This is a genomic window from Burkholderia anthina, assembly GCF_001547525.1.
Classification (GTDB): Bacteria; Pseudomonadota; Gammaproteobacteria; order Burkholderiales; family Burkholderiaceae; genus Burkholderia; species Burkholderia semiarida.
Genome location: NZ_LNJP01000003.1, coordinates 284,620 through 305,016 on the forward strand (window position 1 = coordinate 284,620; position 20,397 = coordinate 305,016).

Below are 20,397 nucleotides of genomic sequence, written 5' to 3' on the forward strand. Positions count from 1 at the left end.
GGCCCGCGAACGAACCGGCGCCCCCGGTTGCATCACGTCACGCGTTCCTTGCAGGATCCGCCACGCCACGCACGGATGCGGGCACCGCCGCCGCCCGCTCGCGCTCGGCGCCACGTTTCGCGAGCTTCCAGCCGATCACCAGCGCGAGCACGACGACGGGAATCGTCGCGATGGTCCACGTGCCGCCCGGATAGTCGAACGCCATCAACACCAGCACGCCGACGAGAAACGCGAGCGTGAGCCACGACGTGAACGGCGCGCCGGGCATCCGGAACGACACGGCCTTCATCTCGCCGCGATCGACCGCGCGGCGGAACAGGATCTGGCACATCACGATGAAGCCCCACGTCGTGATGATCCCGAGCGACGCCATGTTCAGCACGATCTCGAACGCCTGGGCCGGCACGATGTAGTTCAGCGGCACGCCGATCGCATTGATCGCGACCGTGATCAGGATGCCGCCGTACGGCACGCCGCGGGCGTTCATCCGCGACACGAAGCGCGGCGCCGAGCCGCCCATCGCGAGCGAGCGCAGCACGCGGCCCGTCGAATAAAGGCCGGAATTCAGGCTCGACAGCGCGGCCGTCAGCACCACGACGTTCATCACGGTGCCGACGTAAGGCACGCCCAGCTTGCTGAAGAACGTGACGAACGGGCTTTCGTGCGCGCTGTACGCCGTCCACGGCAGCAGCAGCGTCAACAGCACGACCGAGCCGACATAGAACAGCGCGATGCGCCACATCACGCTGTTGATCGCCTTCGGCAGCACCTTGCGCGCGTCGGCGGTCTCGCCCGCCGCGACGCCGACGAGCTCGATGCTCGCGTACGCGAACACGACGCCCTGCACGATCAGCACCGCCGGCAGGATTCCGTGCGGGAAGATCCCGCCGTGATCCGCGACGAGATGCAGCCCCGTCATCTGTCCCGCCACCGGATGGCCGCTCGCGAGAAACACGGCGCCGACCGCGAGAAACACCGCGAGCGTGCCGACCTTCACGAGCGAGAACCAGAACTCCATCTCGCCGAACACCTTCACGCCGATCATGTTCATCACCGACACGATCCCGAGCGCGCCGAGCGCGAACACCCATTGCGGCACGTCGGTGAACACGGCCCAGTACTTCATGTAGATCGCGACCGCGGTGATGTCGACGATGCCGGTCGTCGCCCAGTTCAGGTAGTACATCCAGCCCGCGACGAACGATGCGCGCTCGCCCATGAACTCCCGTGCGTACGACACGAAGCTGCCGCTGGTCGGCCGGTGCATCACGAGCTCGCCGAGCGCGCGCATGATCAGGAACGCGAACACGCCGCACACGAGATACACGAGCGCGAGCGCCGGCCCCGCGCTTTGCAGGCGCCCGCCCGCGCCGAGAAAGAGGCCGGTGCCGATCGCACCGCCCATCGCGATCATCTGCACGTGCCGCGGCTTCAACTGCTTCGCATAGCCGGCTTCGTGCGACGCGAACATCGCATCGGGATCGGCGTGCACGGCATCCGCGCCGCCGGCCGGACCGGCCGGGCGCTCGGTGGGGTGTTTCATCGTGAGTCTCCGTTGTTTGTCGATGTGTTTCGCCCCGCTGCGGGGGCGCTTTCGGTTGGGCCGCGACCCGGCCGGCGTCAGAACACGCGCGGCCGGATCAGCGCTTCCGGCTGCAGCGCTTCGTCGAGCTGCGCCTCGGTCATCAGTTCGCGCGCCAGCACGACCTCGCGGATCGACTTGCCGGTCGCGTGCGCTTCGGCGGCCACGGCGGTCGCGCGCTTGTAGCCGATGTACGGATTCAGCGCGGTGGCGAGCGCGACCGAGCGCTCCATCGTTTCGCGCAGCCGTTCGGGATTCGCGGTGATGCCGCTCACGCATCGCTGCGCGAGCGTCGTGCAGGCGGCCGTCAGGTGGCCGAAGCTGCGGAACAGCGCGCTCGCGATCACCGGTTCGAACGCGTTGAGCTGAAGCTGGCCAGCCTCGGCCGCGAACGTGATGGTCACGTCGTTGCCGAACACCTCGAACGCGACCTGGTTGACGACCTCCGGGATCACCGGATTCACCTTGCCGGGCATGATCGACGAGCCGGCCTGCACGGGCGGCAGGTTGATCTCGCCGAAGCCCGCGCGCGGGCCGCTCGACAGCAGCCGCAGGTCGTTGCAGATCTTCGACAGCTTGACGGCGATCCGCTTGAGCACGCCCGACACCTGGACGAACGCGCCGCAATCCTGCGTCGCCTCGATCAGGTTCGGCGCGGTGCTCAGGTCGAGCCCGGTGATGCGGCGCAACGCGGCCAGCGCCTTCTCCGCGTACTCCGGATGCGCGGTGATGCCCGTGCCGATCGCGGTCGCGCCGAGGTTGATCTCGCGAATCAGCCAGCCGGCCTCCTGCAGCCGCGCGATGTCTTCCGTCAGCATCACCGCGTAGGTCGAGAATTCCTGGCCGAGCGTCATCGGCACCGCGTCCTGCAACTGCGTACGGCCGAGCTTCAGCAAGCCGGCGAACGCGTCGGCGCGCTCCGCGAAGGCATCGCGCAGCCGCGCCATCGCCTCGAGCAGATGCTCGACCGCGAAGCACGTCGCGATCCGGATCGCGGTCGGATAGACGTCGTTGGTGCTCTGCGCGAGATTGACGTGCTCGTTCGGATGCAGATATTCGTACTGCCCGCGTGCGTACCCCATGATTTCGAGCGCGCGGTTGCAGATCACCTCGTTCGCGTTCATGTTGGTCGACGTGCCGGCGCCGCCCTGGATGACGTCGACGACGAACTGGTCGTGCAGCCGCCCTTCGCGGATCTCGACGCATGCCGCGGCGATCGCGTCGCGGTACGGCCGCGGCAGCAGACCGAGTTCGCAATTGGCGTCGGCCGCCGCTTCCTTCACGGCCGCGAGCGCCATCACGAGGTACGGCAGCGACGCGATGGTGCGGCCCGAAATGTCGAAATTCTCTTTCGCGCGCAGCGTATGGACGCCGTAATACGCGGTAGCCGGAATGCTTCGTTTCCCTAAAAGATCCGCTTCGACGCGGAAGCCGCTTTCTGCCATCGTGCCCTCCTGAAATGTCTCGTGCCGCTCGCCGGCCGCCGCTTGCCGACGCGACGGGTTCGCATTCTATGCCTTTGCAAAAACAAGCTCGCTTCTGTATTATCGAAAGCGGTTTTGCGTGGGACGCAACAGCGAGAATCGAATGAAAAAAGGTGCGAGAGAAACCGGCATCGATCACCTCGGCGCGATGCGCGCGTTCGTGCGCGTGGTCGAAACGGGGAGTTTTTCGGCGGTGGCGAAGGAGATGCACGTGTCGACGTCCACCGTCGCGCGCAAGGTCACGGCGATCGAGGAGGCACTCGGCGTCGCGCTGCTGCACCGCTCGACGCACAGCGTGACGCTCACCGAAGCCGGCCATATCTACCTGGAACGCGCGGTCACGCTGATCGCCGATCTCGACGACACGCTGCGTGTCGTCGCCGAGCTGAATGCGCAGCCGAGCGGCCCGCTGAAGCTCACCGCGCCCGTCGCGTTCGGCCGCCGTCATCTCGCGCCGCTGATCGCGCCGTTTCTGGCGCGCTATCCGACGATCCAGCTCGACGTGCGGCTGACCGACAACCACAACGACCTCGTGGCCGGCGGCTTCGATCTCGACATCCACGAAGGCGAGAACTACCTGGACAACCTGGTCGTCCACCGGCTGTCGCGCAACGACAGCATCCTGTGCGCGACGCCCGGCTACCTCGACCGCTGCGGGCGCCCGGCGACGCCGGACGACCTGAAGCACCACAACTGCCTGCGCTACGTGCACCCGGAAGGCGATCCGCGCTGGGAGCTCGTGAGCGGCGATGCGCGGCACAGCGTGCTGCCGGCCGGCAATCTCGTCACCGACCATTCGGAGCTGCTGCTGGAAGCGACCTGCGCGGGGCTCGGCATCGCGGAATTCGAAATCTGGCTCGTGCGTGACCTGCTCGCGAGCGGCGAGCTCGAACCCGTGCTGCCGCGCCACCGGCTGCAGAATCGGCTGACCGGCGAATACATCTACATCGCGTATCTGGCGAACCGGCGCAGCTCGGCGAAGCTGCGCGTGCTGAAGGACTTTCTGGTGGAACACCTCGCGCAGATCGGCGAGCTGTCGGCGCGCGAACTCGCGAGGATTCGCGACGCACGCGCGTAGCGCGCGCCGATGCGCATGCCCGGGTCACGGGCCGGCGGCATCGGCGCGGTAACCGCGCTCAGGCCACCTGCAATTCGAACGGGAACGTCGCGTGCCCGAACTCCACGCCCTGCGTGTTGAGCATCGGCGGGCGGTGGAAGCCGGCCAGTTGCGCACGCTGCTCGGCCGTGCCGATCTGCAGCCGCTCGAGGATTTCGCTGACGACCATGTACAGCACGTCGAGATTGCCGTCCTCGATCTTCACAGAGATGCCGAGCGCGCCATCGGCGCCGAGTTGCCGCGTGCGTTCCGACGCGCGCACGCCGATCCCGTAGCACGCATCCGCGCCGAGCTTGCCGACCACCTGCCCGCCGAACGCGTTCATCAGCACCGTGCAATAGCGCCCTTCACCCGCCACCAGTTCCGGATGGGCGGTCATCGCGCGATGAATGCGCGCCAGTGCGCGGATCCGGTCCGTCACATGGGCGCCGCCCGCTTCCACCGCGTCCGCGCCGTCGGCCAGCGACGCGTACAGGCACGCCAGCCGATCCAGCGAAAACGCCGGCGTCGGCAGGTTGCAGCCGTCGATGCCCCAGACGACTTCGTCGTCGCGCAGGCCGCACGCATCGGCCACCACCTGCTTCACGCGCACCTGCATCGGATGGTCGGGCAGATGGTAATCGGCGATCGCCGCGCCGATCGCCTGCGCGCCAGCCAGCATCCCGACATGCTTGCCCGAACAGTTGCTGCATACGCCGGTCGGCGTGTAGTCGCGCTTGATCCATGAACGGTACACCGCGTCGGACAACGGCGGATGGCCGCCGCAGCGCAGATCCGCTTCGTGCGCGGCGACCTTCGCGAGCATCGCGCGCGTGCGTTCGATGTGACGGTCCTCGCTGCTGTGCGATGCACACATCAGCGCGATGTCCGCGTCGTCGAAGCCGAAGCGCTCCGGCGCGCCCGTCTCGATCACCGACAGCGCCTGGGCCGGCTTGGCCGCCGACCGCGCGAGCGTCATCCGGAACGGATCGCCGAACCGGGCCAGCAGCCGGCCGCGTGCATCGACGACCGCCACATGGGCGACGTGCGTGTTCTCGATCGCATTGCCGCGGTACGTGACGACCGCTGCGCGTGGGGTGTCCATCCTCTCTTGTCTCCTTGTTCGGGGGCCTGATGCCGGGGCCCGTCCAACCGGTACGGCAGTGTAGCGAGTCGTCGCCGCCGCGCGTCGGCCCTGACATGGAAAGCGGTGTTGCATGCGACGCAAAGGCAAGCGCGCCCCACGAACGCCCGTGGCGCGCTACGCGTCCAGCGCGAGCAACGCGAACGTCGCGAGCCAGTGCTCGCCCATGTAGTCGCCAGCCACATGCGAGAGAGCGCTCGCGAGATGCCGGTCGGCCGCGTCGAGCAGCTTCGCGCGCCGCGCATCGACTTGCGGCAGCGCGCCGGCCAGCGACCGCTGGCACCACGCACGGCTCAGGTTCAGCCCGTCGAGGTGCGCGATCTTGCCGTCGCTGCGGTCGCTGACGGTCGCCGGCTCGAACAGCGTCGCCGGTTCGCCGCGCGCGAGATCGGGCAGGAAGCGCGCGAACCAGCCGTCGAATTCGGCGGCCGGCAGCACGCGTCGCATCAGTTCGGCTTCCATCAGCGCGGGCGACAGGAATTCGTCGCCCGACGGCTCCCACGCCTGGCACGCGACGTCGTTCAGGTGCCAGCGCTTCGCGGTATCGACGATCAGCGCGGCGAGCCCGTCGCGCTGCGTGTCGCGGGCGAAATCGAGCGCAAGCGCCAGCGCGAACGCGGTGTTGAAATGCGTGCCGACGCGCAGCGGATAGGTGGCCTTCGGCAGGAAAGTCTCGAAGCGCGACACGAACAGGTCGGCCAGCGGCGCCATCGTCTTCGCCCAGCGCGCGGCCTGCGGCAGCGCGCCCTTCAGCGCAAGCCGCTCGAGTTGCGCGGCGAGCGCGAGCAGCCACGCCCAGCCGTACGGCCGCTCGAAGCCCGCGTTGTGCGGCAGCGCGAGATACGCGCGTTCGCCGGCGACGTTCGCGTCGGTAAAGTGCGCATCGACGATCGCGACGATGCGCTCGGCCTCCGGCAATGCCGGGTAGCGTTCGAGCACGCGCAGCACGAGCCAGTAGCCGTGCACGCACGAGTGCCAGTCGTAGCTGCCGTAGAAGATCGGGTGCAGCGCGCGCGGGCCCTGCACGTCGTGCGGCCCTTCGAGCGCATGCGTGAGCTTGTTCGGATATTCGCGAGTCAGGTGCGCGAGCGCGAGCGACGCGAATTTCGACGCGAGTTCGGGGGTGAGTCGGTCGGTCATGAGGATCTCTTCCATCGAATCAGAAGCGGAATACGAACGCGTACATCAGCAGCGTGTTCACGGCCAGCAGCAGCACGGCCGTCGGCCACTGCGTCTTGATCACGCCGTTCTTGTCCTTCAGTTCGAGCAGCGCCGCGGGCACGATGTTGAAGTTCGCGGCCATCGGCGTCATCAGCGTACCGCAGAAGCCGCTCAGCATCCCGATCGCGCCCATGATCGCCGGATTGCCGTGGAATTGATGGACGATCAACGGCAGCCCGATGCCGGCCGTCATCACCGGAAACGCGGCGAAGCCGTTGCCCATGATCATCGTGAACAGCGCCATGCCGACCGTGTAGGCCGCGACCACCGCGAACGGCGAATCGATCGGCACCCAGTCCTTCACGAGCCCCGACACCACGCCGCCGACGCCCGCGACCGCGAACAGCGCGCCGAGCGCCGCGAGCATCTGCGGCAGGATCGCGGCCCAGCCGACCGCATCCATCGTGTGACGCGCTTCCTTCAGCGCATGCACGGGCGAATCGCGCAGCATCGCGAGCGCGACGACGAACGCGACGATCGTGCCGAGCACGAGCGAGATCAGCGTCACGCTCTTCGGCTCGACGAACGGCAGGAGTTTCAGCGCGAACGTGCCGATCAGCGTGACGACCGGAATCAGCAGCGCGGGCAGGAACAGCCGGTTGCCGAACCGCTGCGCGAGCGTCTCGCGCCGCACCGCCGCCGCACCGCCCGCCTCGTCGGACTGGCCGCGGCCAAGCTTGCCTGAACCGGCGATCACCGCGAGCGCGATCGCGAGGCAGCCCGTCACGAAATGCGGCAGCAGCGCGCCGAACAGGAACGTGACCGCATAAATGGCCCAGAACGCGAAATTGACGACGCGACGCGGGTTCGTGCGGTCCGTCAGGTTGAAGTACGCGAACGCGGCGAACATCAGCCCCGCGAGCGTGTACAGCGATTCGAGGCCGATCATCGCGCGCCCTCCTGCTTCACCAGGCCGAAGCCGCGCGCGAGCCGGCGGTCGAGCAGCGCGAGGCGCGTGCAGTGAATCAGCAGCGCGGCGACGGCGGTCGGGATCGCCCACACCGACAGGTGCAGCGGCTCGATGGAGATGCCATTCTGTTCGAGAAAGCCCTTGATCAGCAGGATCGACTGGATCGCGATGAAGATGTCCTCGCCGAAGAACACGGCGACGTTGTCGGCGCCCGACGCATGCGCGCGGATCTGCTGGCGCACCGACTCGGGCAACTCGCCGTGCCGGCCGACCGCGGCGGCCTCGGCCATCGGCGCGATCAGCGGCCGCACCATCTGCGTATGGCCGCCGAGCGACGTGAGGCCGAGCGCGGCCGTCCCCTGGCGCAGCACGAAGTACAGCATCAGCACGCGGCCCGTGGTGGCCGCCTGCACCCGCGAGATCATCCGCTTGGCCTGCTCCTTGAGCCCGTTGCGCTCGAGCAGCGCGATCACCGGCAGCGTGAGCCAGATCAGCCCCATGTAGCGGTTCTCGGTGAACGCCTTGCCGAACGCGCTGACGATGTCGACGAGATTCAGCCCGCCCGCCAGCCCCGTCGCGAGCCCCGCGATCGTGACCACCAGCAGCGCATTGAAGCGCAGCGCGAAGCCGATCACGACGATCGGCACCCCAATCAGCACCAGCATTTCTCCTCCTCGTGTCTGGGGACGCGCGGCACGTCGGCCGCGCGCGGCCGGCCCGGTTTGCATCGGGCTCGGACGGCGAAATCTAACACGAGACTTTATCGATAAAAAGTCGACAATTTGCAGGTTCGGGTAAACGTTGAAGCGGCACACCGTGCGCGCACCGTGTGTCGGCCGCCTTTCATCCGATGAATCGGGCGTGCCGGCCCGCCCGCGTGGCGCGGCCGCGGCACGCCGACTACACTGAAAAGCATCGGCAACGTACGGGAGAGCCGCCATGATTGACGTATTCCAGACCATCGGCAGCCGCGCGTTCTCCGCCCATCTGGCGAAGGACGGGATGGTGACGCTGATGGAGCAACGCCATGAAGTCGACCGCGTGACGCTCGCGACCGCCTATGCCGCGCTCGTCGAGGAAGCCGAGCAGGAAGACGACCTGCGCGATGCGACGGTCGAGGGAATGATGCGCGCGCTGATCCAGGGCTACGCGCGCAGCCATTGACGGCGCGGCGGCGTATTGGGCGCGCCGGTTAGGCGGCTGGCATGCCGGCGCCCGTGCCGAAACAGCGTTCGCGCTCGGCGACGGACAGGTTCGTCGTGCTCGGTTGGTACGGGTGATGCGGCACCGCGAACAGGAGGTTGTCACCGCGGCGTCGCGCAACGCGCACCGCGTGGGAGCCGACCGGATTCAGCGCGAACGTGGAACCTGTCCGCATTTTTGTGGACGAGGCGGTTGAACAACGCGTTATCCTCGCGCCTCCATAAATAGGGCGCTTCGTGGCATGCGTGGGCGGCTGCACGGATCGAGCCGGCGCGTCGTTTCTCCGTCGCTACTTGTAGTACAGATCGATTGCCGCGCCGGCATTGAATCTGCCCAGCTTCGGCATGGTGGTTCGCCACTTCAGGCTCGCCAGAAAATTCTGGACATTAGTTTGCGTCGATGTCGGCTGCGTCAGGACTAGTTCCCTCTTGAACGCGAGCGTAGTCAAGTCGTCGGCTCTGAGAAGATTGATGCCGACCGTCGTGTTGTCGGAAGGCACCAGGGTCGTGTCGTTGTCGGCGAGCGTGCCCTGCACCGGTGTCAGGTAGGCATTGACGCCATACACCGCGCCACAAGTACGTTCATCGGTAATGGTGAACGGCACCTGCTTGATCACCTGGCCCGGCTTCGGAATCGGGAAGTTGGTGCTGATTCCCCTGAAGTCGATGATGCTTGGACTGACGCGGATTTTCGACTCGCAAGGAATATAGCGCAGTCGGTTGAGGCCATTGATCGTCATATTGAAGCTCTGGCCAGGCCGGACCGCGCCCTCGCCGTCGAACTGGAAAGCGACGTAGTTGGAAATCGGAGCCATCGGCCCGTCCTTGGCCGTGCCGGCCGGTGATTTCTTGACGAGGAACACTGAGAACGTGAACGTCCTCAGGTCCGTCCCCGCCGAGCCGCACTCAACGCCATTGGGGCAACCATTGACATAGATGTCCGTCTTCAGACGGCCTCCCGGCAAGGAAGAGGCGAGATAGTCCTTCCCCTGATAAGTGACGCCGATTTCGAGGTCGGGCCCGAGATCCATCTTCTTCGGGTTGACGTAGAAATAAACATACTCGCCGGGATAGCCATTCAGGTCCACCCAACACTGCATGACACGCGTCTGCGTAGGTTGTCGCCAGAGCACCGTACCCTTCGGCTTGGAGTTGGGGACGGCAATCGTCGTGTCGACGGTCGTGATTGCGCTGACATTGCCGCCCGAGCCCGCAAGTACGCAGATCAGCGCATGGCTCTTGAGCGGCATCCAAAACAGCAGCGCAGCCGTCAAACAGAATAAATTGTGCAGTTTCATTGACTGATTCTTCAGTGAGGTCGGATTCACGGCGCCGACCGCAGTGAGACCGTGCGCGGATGCTCGAAGCCGCCGTCGCTGATGTAGACGTAGCTGACACCCGACGGCGGAACGGCACAGCCGGAATCGGGCAGTGCCTGCGTGGAGTACGGCTCCAGCATCCAATGCCGAAGTACCTTTCCGCACGCCTTTCCATTGCTGTCCTTCAGCTCGATGTCGGTCAGCGTCAGGTAGTACGGCGAATCGTTGCGCGCACTCGGCAATGACGAGCCGGGCTGACGCGTCCACCCAAGCCGGTCGATCGCCTCTTGCGAGGCAATGGAAAGCTGCGGGCGATAAAGGAGCTTGAGATGATGCCGTATCGCGAACTGCAGGGTGTCAGGCGCATCCGCCTTCTTTGGAATCTCCATCACGCTCATCAGGAAGTACGATTCCCTATCGTTCGGAAGCCCCTCGCCTTGATACATGACCTCCACCGACGCTCTTTGCCGTGCGGGAATGAGCAGCAGCGGTTTGGAAACGGCTACGGGCAGGCTCGGTGAAGCATCTTCGTTCCCCCAGCCGATGCTGATCTGCACGAGAGCCGGCTCGCGACCGTCGTTCACATGCGGTGGACTAGACTAAATCTGACAGTGGTTGGTTTTTCATGCTGGCGCGCATTGGCGCGGAGGGCGTAGCCCGTAGCGGCAATGCGCGCCGCGAACAGCAAGGAGTCCGCCATGACTCAGGAGCAGAAGGTAATTCGTGCCAAGGTCGGCATACTCGAGCTGGCCCGGCAACTCGGCAACGTCAGCCAGGCCTGTCGCGTGATGGGTTACTCGCGCGACAGCTTCTACCGATTTAAGGAACTGTACGATCGAGGCGGTGAAGCTGCGCTGCAGGAGATTTCCCACCACCGGCCGCTGCTCAAGAACCGCGTGGATCCGCAGGTCGAGGCCGCAGTTGTCGAACTGGCCCTCGAATTGCCAGCCTACGGTCAGGTGCGTATCGCCAACGAGGTCCTCAAACGGCATGCTCTTTCTGTCTCGCCCCAAGGCGTCCGTAGCATCTGGTTGCGCCACGATCTGGAGACCATGCCGAAGCGCTTGAAGGCCTTGGAAGCCAAGTCCGCCCAGGAGGGGTTGGTGCTGACCGAGGCGCAGCTTGTCGCGCTCGAACGCGCCAAGCACGAGAAGGAAGTGCACGGCGAATTCGAGTCCGAATGCCCGGGCTACTGCGGCGCGCAGGATACGTTCTACGTCGGCAGCCTCAAGGGCGTCGGCCGTGTCTACCAGCAAACTTTCGTCGATACCTACTCGAAGGTTGCTTTCGCCAAGCTCTATGATCGCAAGACACCTTTGCCGGCGGCGGACCTGCTCAACGATCGCGTTGTCCCGTTCTTCGACAGCTTCGGCATTCCGCTGCTACGCGTGCTGACAGACCGCGGCACCGAATACTGCGGCAACCCCGAACATCACGAATACGAGCTGTATCTGGCCTTGGAGGACATCGACCATACCCGAACCAAGGCCAAGTCGCCGCAAACCAACGGGATCGTCGAACGGCTGCACAAGACCATGCTCAACGAGTTCTATCGCATCGTCTTCCGAAAGAAGATCTACGACTCGATCGCTACGCTGCAGACGGACCTTGATGCGTGGCTCGACCAGTACAACAATGAACGAGAGCATCAGGGGCGCTGGTGTTATGGCAAGACGCCGATGCGTACTTTCCTCGATTCGCTCGAACTAGCCAAGGAGAAACTCATCACCCATTGATGGCTCGTTCTTTGTAGGCCCGACTACCTGTCAGATCGAGTCCCGGCTAATACAGTTCACAATCTCGATATTCTTCCTGCCGTTCTTCTCGTCCATGATGAAACGAGTTTGACCGCCGAAATCGATATCGGCCCAGGCAGCACCCGCATACGTCACTGTCATCAGAAATGCGACCTTTGACAGGGCTGCCAATGAGACAGTCGGAAAAGAAAGAAGCCTGTTCAGCATGTTGTCTACGTCCCTAAAAGCACCGTTTCCGTTTTCTTCGCCACAAAGCGCCGCAAATGGAATCGTCTAGCGCGTTCTGCTCCTGAGCTGCCTCGCGGTTACGGTCGATCGCATCAATCGGTTGCCGTAACCTTGCCGAGCACGCATCGCGTTGCTACGCGCTCATACGCGAGTTCCTTGTTTTGCGGTTTCAGCGCATAACCGATCGTGCATTGCTTGCCGCCCCAGCGTACGTCGATGCTGCCCTTGTCTTCGATACCGAACACCAGCACGCGCGACTGGTTGTCGACCACGCCGAGCAGTTTGCCGTTCGCGTCATACGCCTGCGCGCCGAACGGCACCTTACCGCCTTCGCCGCCGGTCAATTCGAACTGCACGCGCCGCCCCGACGACGCTTCGAAGCGCGCCGCGACGATCGCGCCGCGGGTCGGCACCACGTTCTTCGCGTTGTCGGTAATTTCGGTTCCGGTGCCGAGACTCGACGGATCGATGTTCAGCCAGTTCTGGCGGTACGGCTGCAAATACGGCACGACCGCATAGCCGCGCCGGTCGGTACGGATAGCCGACGATCCGAATGTCACGCCGGCCACCTTCGGCACCTCGACCACCGCGAACGTCTCGCCGAGCGGCTGCCCCAACGTGATGCCGCCGCGATGTGCGACGACCGAACCCGCGGCACCTACGTTCAGGTTCCGGCCGGAGCGATCCTGCGTGAAGTTGCCGGTCAGCTTCGCATTCGGCGTATCCCAGCCCGCGCTGATACCCCCCGAGCCGCCACCATTGCGGCTGTAGCCGCCCTGCACACCGTAATTGAGCGTGTTGCTCTCGTTCAGGTAACCCGACACGCCGGTCTGCACGTTGAAATCGCCGCGCGTCGACGATACCGCGTTCGCATAGAGACGATGCGTGCTCGACGCCTTGCCGAGCGGAATGCTGACGGATACGTTGAACTGCGTGTCCGGCCGCGCGAACGGGCCCGACTCCTGAATATGCGACGCCGACACGCTATAGCTGATGTTCTTGTAGCTATTGCTGTAGCCGATCTGGAAACGGCGGCTGCGCCCTTCGCCGTTCCAGTAGGTCGTGTCGCCCACGCCGACGGACATCGAGCCGCTCGCCAGCGGCTGATTCACGTTCATGTCGAGCCGGCTTTTCTGCCGCATCAGGCGCGGACTGTACGAACGATCCCCTTCCTCGACGTGCTGGGCCAGCGTCCGATAACCATCGGTCGAGTAGCGGTAGCCCACCATCGTGAACGTCGTGCCGGTCTGATAGAGCGTCTTCGAGTAAAGAAACCGGAAGCTCTGCCCTTGCCGAGTGCCGTTCGAGGTGCGCGAACGGCTGTGCGTGGCGTCCAGCGACATGCCGCCGATACGTGTGTTCACTCCGACGCCGAGATTGGCCGCCAGATAGTTGTCCGCGGCGAGAATACCGCCGTAACCGGTGAAGTTGTCGGACAGGCCATACACCAGCGTGCCCTGCGTGAGCTTCGGCTTCGACGCGCCCTGCACGCGATACTGACCGACCGCGAACGAATAGCGCAGACTGCCGCGCCGCACCATCACCGGCAGGTACGAGTATGGCTGGCTGAACGTGCGCACGCGCCCGTCCGCCTCGATGATCCGAACCTCGAGGTCGCCGTTCGAGCCGCTCGGATAGATGTCGGTGATCTCGAACGCGCCCGGCGGCACCGGCGTCGAATAGATGACGTAGCCGTTCTGCCGCACCTCGACGACGGCATTGCTGTCTGCGATGCCGCGCACGACCGGTGCGAAGCCGACTTCGCTGTCGGGCAACATGCCGAGATCGGTGCCGATCTGTGCGCCGACGAAGCGCACGCTGTCGAAGATGTCGCCCGACGTATACAACTCGCCGGCCGCTATCTTGCCGCGCAGGCTCCGGACGTTGCGCTCCACGTAGCTGCGATTGCTGGTGAACTTGCTCCCCGTGCCGGTCGTGCCGTTGAACGTCGATTCGTTGCGCAAGCGCCAGGCGCCGACGTTGAGGCCGCTGCGCAATCCGACGAAGTAATACTGGCTGTTGTAGCCGTGGCCGTCGTTGCGGCTGTAGCTGGCCTGATAGTCGCTGTACACCGCGGAGACGCCATCGTCCCACAGCGATGGATCGACGTACCCGCGCGGCGCGCGCGACACGTACAACTGCGGAAAGCTGATGTTCAGCGACAGCGTATTGGGATCGAACACCACCGACGCGCCATCCGCGACGGTCGACATATCGACGATCGTCGTATCGTCCGCGCCCGCAGTAACGTGCCCGTCCTTTTGCAGCCTGGCAATGTCGACGCCGGCGGCACGCAGCATGCCGAGCGTCACCGTCGGGTTGACGGTGCCTTCCGCGTCCGCGCGGAACACCACGTTCTCGCGCTTGATCAGGGTGTGATTCAGATAGAGGTCGACGTCGTAGCTGCCGGGCAGCACTGCGCTGCCTTTCTCGAAATAGCGCAGATCGACGGGCCCTTCGCCCTTGCGCAGGAAGGATTCGTTGAATTCCGCGGCATGGCCCGATACGGACATCATGAGCCCCATCAACGCGAGACTCGGCACCCCGATGTGCGCGGGCATACGGCGATCAGTATCCTTCCTGATGTATTCCATACCTTTTCTCTAAGTTGAATCACCTCCCGAGCGGCATCGCAAGCGCGCATACGCCCGTCCCCGCGACCGAGGCCCGGGGAATAACGAAAATGAAGGGAAGTACGACGTATCGATCGGGCTTCGTCAGCCGGTGATGGCGCTGTCGTGCGGTTCGACCGCACCGTAATCGTTGATCGATTCGAAATGGACCTTTGCGCCCGTGGCGCCGGCCGGCAGGTTCTTCACATCGAAGTAGCGCGTCGCGGACGGCGCCACCATTTCAGCTGCCGCCGCATAATCGCGGCCGCCGCTTTGCACCTTGACCGATGCCAGCGAAACAAAGTAAGCCGACGGGTTTTTCACTTCGAGCTGCGTCCGGCCATCGTGCTGAACGAGCCGCCAGCGGAGCTGCGCAGGTGCTTCTGCAACCGTGCCGGGCAAGCCGTCGGGCCGGTAGAAGAACTTGACGCGTTGACGCACGGCGATCTGCAGCGTGTTGTCGTCCTTGATCTTCTGCGGGATCTCCTGCACGTTGAGCCAGAACACCGATTCGCGATCGACAGGCAGGCCTTGCCCGTAATACAGGATGCGCAGCGTCTGCTGTTTCTCGCCGGCCAAACGGGTAAGGGCCGGCGTGATGACAAACGGAACGTCCGTTTTCGCATTGGCGTCGCCGGTATCCATCCACGTCTGGATCATGACGTCGGCCGGCGCCGGGTTCCGGACCATCAGAGAGGCCTCCTTGCTCGGCGCGGCCAGCACGACACGGGTTGCGCCTAGTGTGATGCCGGCGAACGAGGCGGCGGAGGACAACAATAGCGAACCGGCCAGGGCCAGCCTGGCAAAGTGGAGTCGTTTCATGGGAGGTCTCGGTAAGCGGGCGAGGGATCGCCCCCCTCGCCCGGAGGGGGCCAGCGGCTTACTCGTAGGTCAGCGTGAACGGCAGCGTGCCGTTTGCCGTACCTGCAACGACTTCATCACCGTTCTTCACATAGCCGGCGCGCATCGCCAGATTCGCCGTGTAGACCGGTGCTTCGGCCGTACCGCCGTTGACCAGCGGTGCATCGAACGTCTCGTTGGCGTTCATGTTCAGCAGCGTGCCGGCGGCGTCGTAAATGCCGATGCCGACACCCTTGGCCGTGCCGGTGGTCTGCAGCAGCTTGTTGTTCTTGCCGTCCACACCCGAACCGCTTGCCGGGTCGAAGCGTACCTTGACCGTGCTCAGGCCCTTGGCGGTCGCGCCGCAGTCGAGGTTCAGGTTGACCGCGGTACCGGCTGCAATGCCGCCGCCCGCCGCGCCGCCCAGTGAGTCGACGCTGACCTTGCCAAGCTTGACGTCGATCGACTGCTGACCCTTGCCCCCCGTGACCGACGTACCATTGCCGCCGGTGATGCCGCACGACGCGGCGACGATCTCGCCCGTGAAGTTGATCGTGCCATCGGCCGCCATTGCACTGCCGGCCGCCAGCGCAACCGCTGCCGCGACGGTCATTTTCTTGATGGAAATTGCCACTGTTAGCTCCAGTTAAGTGAAAACCAAAACTCTTTATAAGAGTCCAGTCAATTCTATATTTCACAAGCAATGCAAGAAAATAGAACCTGTACGATTCATTAAATACACTGAGTAGGACGAGTACTAAATAAAAATAGCACCTCGAATTGACGATTCTTGACGTTCAAACCAGCACATTCGGAACGCCGCGCCTGAATGATCTCTCGGCCAAACGATCGAAGCCGCTCCGAACATCGCAATGTCGGGGGCACGGAACGAGGCTGAAGGGTGTTGCCTGGGAGAGCTGCGCACGCACGAAGTGCGGGCGCGGAGACGCGGAACAGGGGTGCGGCAGAATCTCTGCCGCACCGGGCGTCAAGCTGAATATGTTCGGCGCAGCGAAATCCCGGCCACGCCAAACGAACGTGTAACAATCAGTTGCGCATTAGTTTTTGAGTGTGCATCCTGTCTTTTATCATCGTTTATGTCGACCCGATTTTTCGGTCATATCGGACACGATTCGTACCCACGGTACGGCCGGTAGATTGCGCGTGATGATTGCGCCAGGCGCGCTCTCGATAGCGACAGTCCGAACCGAAGCCCCATTCCGACCGGGCTACTGGTACGAGAAAGTAAACGTGGCGCCGGCATCGAGCGAGCCCGGCGTGAACGTCTCCGCCGTTTTTACATACCGAGCCACGAGCGGGATAGACAGACTGGCGTCCGTCACGGTGCCCGCGAGCCATTGATTCTTGTTGCCCTTCACTGCCGAATCCGGCCCAAAGTGGAGCGGCGTCTCACTACCTTGCCTGTAGATCTGGAGCCCGATGCCACGCGAAGTCGAACCGGGGAGCGCACTCAGGATCGTGCCTTCGTTCGCCTGATTCGCTACATCGGACAACGTCGCATAGACGTTCACCGCACCCTGGCAATCGACACGCAGCGTCACCGGCGCGGCTTCGTCCGATACAGCGCCGACCGCCTGCAGCTTGTTGCCGACGAGTTGCGGAAGTTTGATATTCATCTGCTTGCCCGATGTCAGCGTACATCCGCTCGCGGCAACGTTGATCGTCATCCCGTTCAGATAGGTGGTGCCTGAATAAACGACACGCCCGTCGAGGCCGTATGCCTTCGAAGTTCCGACCACAATCCTGGGTATCGTGTACGTGCCGGTGGTGAGCGAACCGGTAAATACAAGTACTGCCTGATAATAGACGATATAGTAAAACGTTATCTGATTTCCACTGGTGGCCAATAGAGTCTCTTCCAGTTGGAGGGGCTTCCAATTCGTCGGCGAACCACTCGAAGTAGCACCCACCATCAGCGCGACTCCGATTCCCGGAACCCCGGTCTCATAGATAGGGAAAGACTGCCCTCCTGAGTCATAGGTAACGTTGGGAACCAGCTTTCCGTTTGCCGCCACGCCAACCTTGCTCAGTTGTCCACCGCCGCAGTTGTAAAGGTAAAAACCGATTTGTTGGTCGCTGGCACGCGGACCGATAAGCGCACCGGGGCGATTGGCATCACGTGCGCTCGTGATCGTCGCGGGAGCGGGTGGACGGACAGTCGAGGTGGATACGCTCGATTGACACGCATGTGCCGACCCAACGACCGTCAGCAACACGATTCCGCATATCATCGTCCCGATGATGGACCGTATCCGTCGTTGCGAGGCTCGATTCGATTCCGAATTCGCTGTCGTTTTCACTCGATATTCCATATCAATTGCCGTACATTCTGCTTGATGACGAAGGGCGCTTCGCAGCGCCTTCAGCGTGGCACGTCGGTGTCGAAAGACGATGTCCATCCATCGATCACTTGACGCACGCCACCGTACCGACGGACATGCAACTCGCCGCTTCACTCGTACGCCAGCACCTTGTTTCGTTTCATCGCATAGCCGGGCGTGCATGGCTTGCCGCTCCACCGCCTATCGATGCTGCCTCGGTGTCGATACCGAGCACGAGCAAGCGCGCCCGTTTTGCATGTCGCCGAGCAACCTGTTATTTGCGTCGTTCACCTGCGCGTCGGCTCGATCAGACCAGTCCGCGCCCCGAACGGCCCCGACGCTTCGATGTGCAACGCCGACAAGCGATGGCTGATGTTCTTGCAATCGTTGCTGGAGCCGACGTGAAGGCGCCGACTGCGCCCTCAGCCGCTCCGATACGTCGTGTCGCCTACACCGGCGAACATGGAGCCTCTCCCGAACGACGGGTCGACGTTCACGTCCAAGCGGCTTTTCTGACGCGACGCGCGGCCCATGCGAACGGTCTGTGCTGGCAAATCGACAAGCCGGACTAAAAAACGGATCGCGTGATGCTTTCCGAAACAACTATCTGATCACATGGAGAATTTCGTCATTGCCCACTTAATCGAGATCCGCCTCGAACATGATTTCAAACTTAATAAAATTCATTAAACTTTAAAATTCATACTTAAATTAAGCCATTTAACAATACGTGACCTACTTGCAATATTATTGACAATCCGCTCCCCAATAAATGGGACGAGTTCCATAACAATGACGCGCCATCTAGGACAAGTACGAATTCCTCTTCGCACCGATTCAGCCATCAATCATCAAACAAGCTTGGCAAACGCGCGACATTCCGATCGAGCCACCTCGCGTGTATCGCGCGGGTGCGTAGAGGAAGCCCCGGCCACTCCGTCGTGCCGGTTCTTGCTGTCGGATTTCAGCGGCTGACGCGAGGTCAGCGATCGCGACGACCCGCAGCGCGTTGAAGCGCAGCGCGAGAGCGGTCACGACGATTGCCCCGATCGGCACCCGGCATTGCCCTCCTTGTGTTGGATGCAGAGCGCCGCGACAGCGCACCGCCCTCGCCGCTTTCGCCCCGGTTCAGGCCGCAAAATCCGGGACGAGACTTTATCGATAAAAGGTCAATGATTTGATGCCTGGAAGGGGGGCAGCATTGAACCCGACGCCACGTTGCGCCGGCCGTATGCTCGTGGTGCTTCGGCGGCGTTTGACGGGAACGGTCCCGCAGCGGTCGCCGGGGGCCGGGAAACGCGCGGCAGCCGCGACGCCTGCAAGCGGTCGATGGAGGGCACCCCGTTTCCGCACTGCCGCATGACGGCGCGCGCGGCTATCCGGCCGTGCGAACGGCGGAAAATCCGCGCAACCAGTGAGAAAATGGTCTGAAACGACGCAATGCGGAATTTTTTCGATTGCCGCCGCCCGCGCCGCATGACAGCATTCGGGCGTCGCCAACCGAAAAGAATGCCGCGCCGTCCGGCCGCCGATGCCGTTCGGCCGCGCCGAACAGGCTGCCCCCTCCATGAACCCGGCCCAGCTCCAACACCACGAACCGACCGGAGAATTCCGCTTGTGAACATCGGCATCGTCAACGACCTCCCGCTAGCCGTCGAGGCGATGCGCCGCGCGATCGCGCGACGGCCCGAGCACCGCGTGCTGTGGGTCGCGACCGACGGCGCGCAGGCCGTCGAACTGTGCGCCACGCAGCCGCCCGACATCGTCCTGATGGACCTGATCATGCCGAAATGCGACGGGATCGAGGCGACCCGCCGGATCATGCGTTCCGAACGGCCATGCGCGATCCTGATCGTGACGAGCTGCATCGGCGCGAACGCGTGGCGCGTGTTCGAGGCGATGGGCGCCGGTGCGCTCGACGCGGTCGACACGCCGCGGCTCGGCGACGGTGCGGCCGGCGACACGACGAAACTGCTGCTCGCGAAGATCGATCAGATCGGCCACCTGCTCGACGCGCCGGGCGGCACGCGCGTCGCCGGCGCGGCCGCGCGCACCGGCGGCGGCCCGCTGGTCGCGATCGGCGCATCGGCCGGCGGCCCCGGCGCGCTCGCGTCGATCCTCGGCAGCCTGCCGGCCGATTTCAATGCGCCGATCGTGATCGTGCAGCACGTCGATCGCGCGTTCGCCGAAGGCATGGCGCAATGGCTCGACGGCCAGACCCGGCTCACCGTGCGCGTCGCCCGCGCGGGCGACCGCCCGCAGCCGGGCGTCGCGCTGCTCGCCGCGACCGACGATCACCTGCGCGTCACGCGCGCCGGCACGCTCGAGTACACGCGGGAACCGGCCGCCACGCCGTATCGCCCGTCGGTCGACGTGTTCTTCAACAGCCTGACCGAGCACTGGCCGGGCCGCGTGATCGGCGTGCTGCTGACGGGGATGGGCCGCGACGGCGCGATCGGCCTGAAGGCGCTGCGGATGAAGGGCTACCATACGATCGCGCAGGACGAGGCGACGAGCGCCGTGTACGGGATGCCGAAGGCGGCCGCGACGCTCGGCGCGGCGCGCGCGATCCTGCCGCTCGGGCGCATCGCGGGCGAACTGGCCGCGCTCGCGCGCATCTGAGCCCGACGATGACCGCGCGCAACACCCATGCCTGCTCC

At 64.1% G+C, this 20,397-nt stretch carries 18 protein-coding genes; 4 read left to right on the plus strand and 14 right to left on the minus strand.

Annotated features, from left to right (window positions below; genetic code table 11):
• Positions 1–37: 37 nt before the first annotated feature.
• On the minus strand, positions 38–1,543 hold the full coding sequence (locus WS64_RS21605) for an amino acid permease (RefSeq protein WP_060967662.1): 1,506 nt from the start codon (positions 1,541–1,543) through the stop codon (positions 38–40).
• Positions 1,544–1,620: 77 nt separating this feature from the next.
• Positions 1,621–3,027: an aspartate ammonia-lyase gene (locus WS64_RS21610; RefSeq protein ID WP_060967663.1), complete on the minus strand. Its 1,407-nt coding sequence runs from the start codon at positions 3,025–3,027 to the stop codon at positions 1,621–1,623.
• A 142-nt stretch (positions 3,028–3,169) separates the two neighbouring features.
• Here WS64_RS21610 and WS64_RS21615 point away from each other — a divergent pair, with 142 nt between their 5' ends.
• Positions 3,170–4,144, plus strand: a complete 975-nt coding sequence (locus WS64_RS21615) for a LysR family transcriptional regulator (protein ID WP_059639266.1) — start codon at positions 3,170–3,172, stop codon at positions 4,142–4,144.
• A 58-nt stretch (positions 4,145–4,202) separates the two neighbouring features.
• Here the strand turns inward: WS64_RS21615 and WS64_RS21620 are convergent, their stop codons facing one another.
• From WS64_RS21620 to WS64_RS21635, 4 genes are all read right to left on the minus strand, one after another.
• Positions 4,203–5,267 (minus strand): asparaginase, encoded by a 1,065-nt coding sequence (locus WS64_RS21620; protein ID WP_060967664.1) that lies wholly within the window; start codon positions 5,265–5,267, stop codon positions 4,203–4,205.
• A gap of 156 nt (positions 5,268–5,423) precedes the next feature.
• The gene (locus WS64_RS21625; protein WP_060968538.1) at positions 5,424–6,446 is read right to left on the minus strand and encodes a DUF2891 domain-containing protein; all 1,023 of its coding nucleotides are present in this window, start codon (positions 6,444–6,446) and stop codon (positions 5,424–5,426) included.
• A gap of 19 nt (positions 6,447–6,465) precedes the next feature.
• The gene (locus WS64_RS21630) at positions 6,466–7,416 is read right to left on the minus strand and encodes a DUF979 domain-containing protein (protein ID WP_060967665.1); all 951 of its coding nucleotides are present in this window, start codon (positions 7,414–7,416) and stop codon (positions 6,466–6,468) included.
• On the minus strand, positions 7,413–8,102 hold the full coding sequence (locus WS64_RS21635; RefSeq protein WP_060967666.1) for a DUF969 domain-containing protein: 690 nt from the start codon (positions 8,100–8,102) through the stop codon (positions 7,413–7,415). Before WS64_RS21635 ends, WS64_RS21630 begins: the two co-directional genes overlap by 4 nt.
• Before the next feature lie 274 nt (positions 8,103–8,376).
• Between WS64_RS21635 and WS64_RS21640 the strand changes: the two genes are divergently transcribed.
• Positions 8,377–8,601 carry a hypothetical protein gene (locus WS64_RS21640; protein WP_050013757.1) on the plus strand — a complete coding sequence of 75 codons (225 nt, stop codon included), beginning with the start codon at positions 8,377–8,379 and terminating at the stop codon, positions 8,599–8,601.
• A gap of 28 nt (positions 8,602–8,629) precedes the next feature.
• Here WS64_RS21640 and WS64_RS21645 read toward each other — a convergent pair whose 3' ends face one another.
• From WS64_RS21645 to WS64_RS21655, 3 genes are all read right to left on the minus strand, one after another.
• Positions 8,630–8,815, minus strand: coding sequence for a hypothetical protein (locus WS64_RS21645; protein ID WP_060967667.1), 186 nt, complete (start codon positions 8,813–8,815; stop codon positions 8,630–8,632).
• 114 nt (positions 8,816–8,929) lie between these two features.
• Positions 8,930–9,937, minus strand: coding sequence for a fimbrial protein (locus WS64_RS21650; protein ID WP_059639889.1), 1,008 nt, complete (start codon positions 9,935–9,937; stop codon positions 8,930–8,932).
• A 26-nt stretch (positions 9,938–9,963) separates the two neighbouring features.
• Positions 9,964–10,542 carry a fimbrial biogenesis chaperone gene (locus WS64_RS21655; protein ID WP_060967668.1) on the minus strand — a complete coding sequence of 193 codons (579 nt, stop codon included), beginning with the start codon at positions 10,540–10,542 and terminating at the stop codon, positions 9,964–9,966.
• A gap of 114 nt (positions 10,543–10,656) precedes the next feature.
• Here WS64_RS21655 and WS64_RS21660 point away from each other — a divergent pair, with 114 nt between their 5' ends.
• Positions 10,657–11,694: an IS481 family transposase gene (locus tag WS64_RS21660; RefSeq protein ID WP_060966884.1), complete on the plus strand. Its 1,038-nt coding sequence runs from the start codon at positions 10,657–10,659 to the stop codon at positions 11,692–11,694.
• Between the two features lie 30 nt (positions 11,695–11,724).
• Here WS64_RS21660 and WS64_RS21665 read toward each other — a convergent pair whose 3' ends face one another.
• From WS64_RS21665 to WS64_RS33235, 5 genes are all read right to left on the minus strand, one after another.
• Positions 11,725–11,922, minus strand: coding sequence for a hypothetical protein (locus tag WS64_RS21665; protein WP_060967669.1), 198 nt, complete (start codon positions 11,920–11,922; stop codon positions 11,725–11,727).
• Between the two features lie 113 nt (positions 11,923–12,035).
• Complete coding sequence (locus WS64_RS21670) at positions 12,036–14,504, minus strand: fimbria/pilus outer membrane usher protein (RefSeq protein ID WP_167351640.1); 2,469 nt, start codon at positions 14,502–14,504, stop codon at positions 12,036–12,038.
• A 156-nt stretch (positions 14,505–14,660) separates the two neighbouring features.
• A complete protein-coding gene (locus WS64_RS21675) occupies positions 14,661–15,377 on the minus strand; it encodes a fimbrial biogenesis chaperone (protein ID WP_059639260.1) in 717 nt (238 codons plus the stop codon).
• 58 nt (positions 15,378–15,435) lie between these two features.
• Positions 15,436–16,029: a fimbrial protein gene (locus WS64_RS21680; protein ID WP_230943784.1), complete on the minus strand. Its 594-nt coding sequence runs from the start codon at positions 16,027–16,029 to the stop codon at positions 15,436–15,438.
• 595 nt (positions 16,030–16,624) lie between these two features.
• Positions 16,625–17,815 (minus strand): fimbrial protein, encoded by a 1,191-nt coding sequence (locus WS64_RS33235; protein ID WP_167351641.1) that lies wholly within the window; start codon positions 17,813–17,815, stop codon positions 16,625–16,627.
• A 1,539-nt stretch (positions 17,816–19,354) separates the two neighbouring features.
• Here WS64_RS33235 and WS64_RS21690 point away from each other — a divergent pair.
• Positions 19,355–20,359, plus strand: a complete 1,005-nt coding sequence (locus tag WS64_RS21690; RefSeq protein ID WP_060967670.1) for a chemotaxis response regulator protein-glutamate methylesterase — start codon at positions 19,355–19,357, stop codon at positions 20,357–20,359.
• Positions 20,360–20,397: the final 38 nt, after the last annotated feature.

Coding starts and splice junctions, on each gene's coding strand:
- WS64_RS21605 (WP_060967662.1), bottom strand. CDS start 1,543: ATGAAACACCCCACCGAGCGCCCGGCCGGTCCGGCCGGCGGCGCGGAT.
- WS64_RS21610 (WP_060967663.1), bottom strand. CDS start 3,027: ATGGCAGAAAGCGGCTTCCGCGTCGAAGCGGATCTTTTAGGGAAACGA.
- WS64_RS21615 (WP_059639266.1), top strand. CDS start 3,170: ATGAAAAAAGGTGCGAGAGAAACCGGCATCGATCACCTCGGCGCGATG.
- WS64_RS21620 (WP_060967664.1), bottom strand. CDS start 5,267: ATGGACACCCCACGCGCAGCGGTCGTCACGTACCGCGGCAATGCGATC.
- WS64_RS21625 (WP_060968538.1), bottom strand. CDS start 6,446: ATGACCGACCGACTCACCCCCGAACTCGCGTCGAAATTCGCGTCGCTC.
- WS64_RS21630 (WP_060967665.1), bottom strand. CDS start 7,416: ATGATCGGCCTCGAATCGCTGTACACGCTCGCGGGGCTGATGTTCGCC.
- WS64_RS21635 (WP_060967666.1), bottom strand. CDS start 8,102: ATGCTGGTGCTGATTGGGGTGCCGATCGTCGTGATCGGCTTCGCGCTG.
- WS64_RS21640 (WP_050013757.1), top strand. CDS start 8,377: ATGATTGACGTATTCCAGACCATCGGCAGCCGCGCGTTCTCCGCCCAT.
- WS64_RS21645 (WP_060967667.1), bottom strand. CDS start 8,815: ATGCGGACAGGTTCCACGTTCGCGCTGAATCCGGTCGGCTCCCACGCG.
- WS64_RS21650 (WP_059639889.1), bottom strand. CDS start 9,937: ATGAAACTGCACAATTTATTCTGTTTGACGGCTGCGCTGCTGTTTTGG.
- WS64_RS21660 (WP_060966884.1), top strand. CDS start 10,657: ATGACTCAGGAGCAGAAGGTAATTCGTGCCAAGGTCGGCATACTCGAG.
- WS64_RS21665 (WP_060967669.1), bottom strand. CDS start 11,922: ATGCTGAACAGGCTTCTTTCTTTTCCGACTGTCTCATTGGCAGCCCTG.
- WS64_RS21670 (WP_167351640.1), bottom strand. CDS start 14,504: ATGCCCGCGCACATCGGGGTGCCGAGTCTCGCGTTGATGGGGCTCATG.
- WS64_RS21675 (WP_059639260.1), bottom strand. CDS start 15,377: ATGAAACGACTCCACTTTGCCAGGCTGGCCCTGGCCGGTTCGCTATTG.
- WS64_RS33235 (WP_167351641.1), bottom strand. CDS start 17,815: ATGGACATCGTCTTTCGACACCGACGTGCCACGCTGAAGGCGCTGCGA.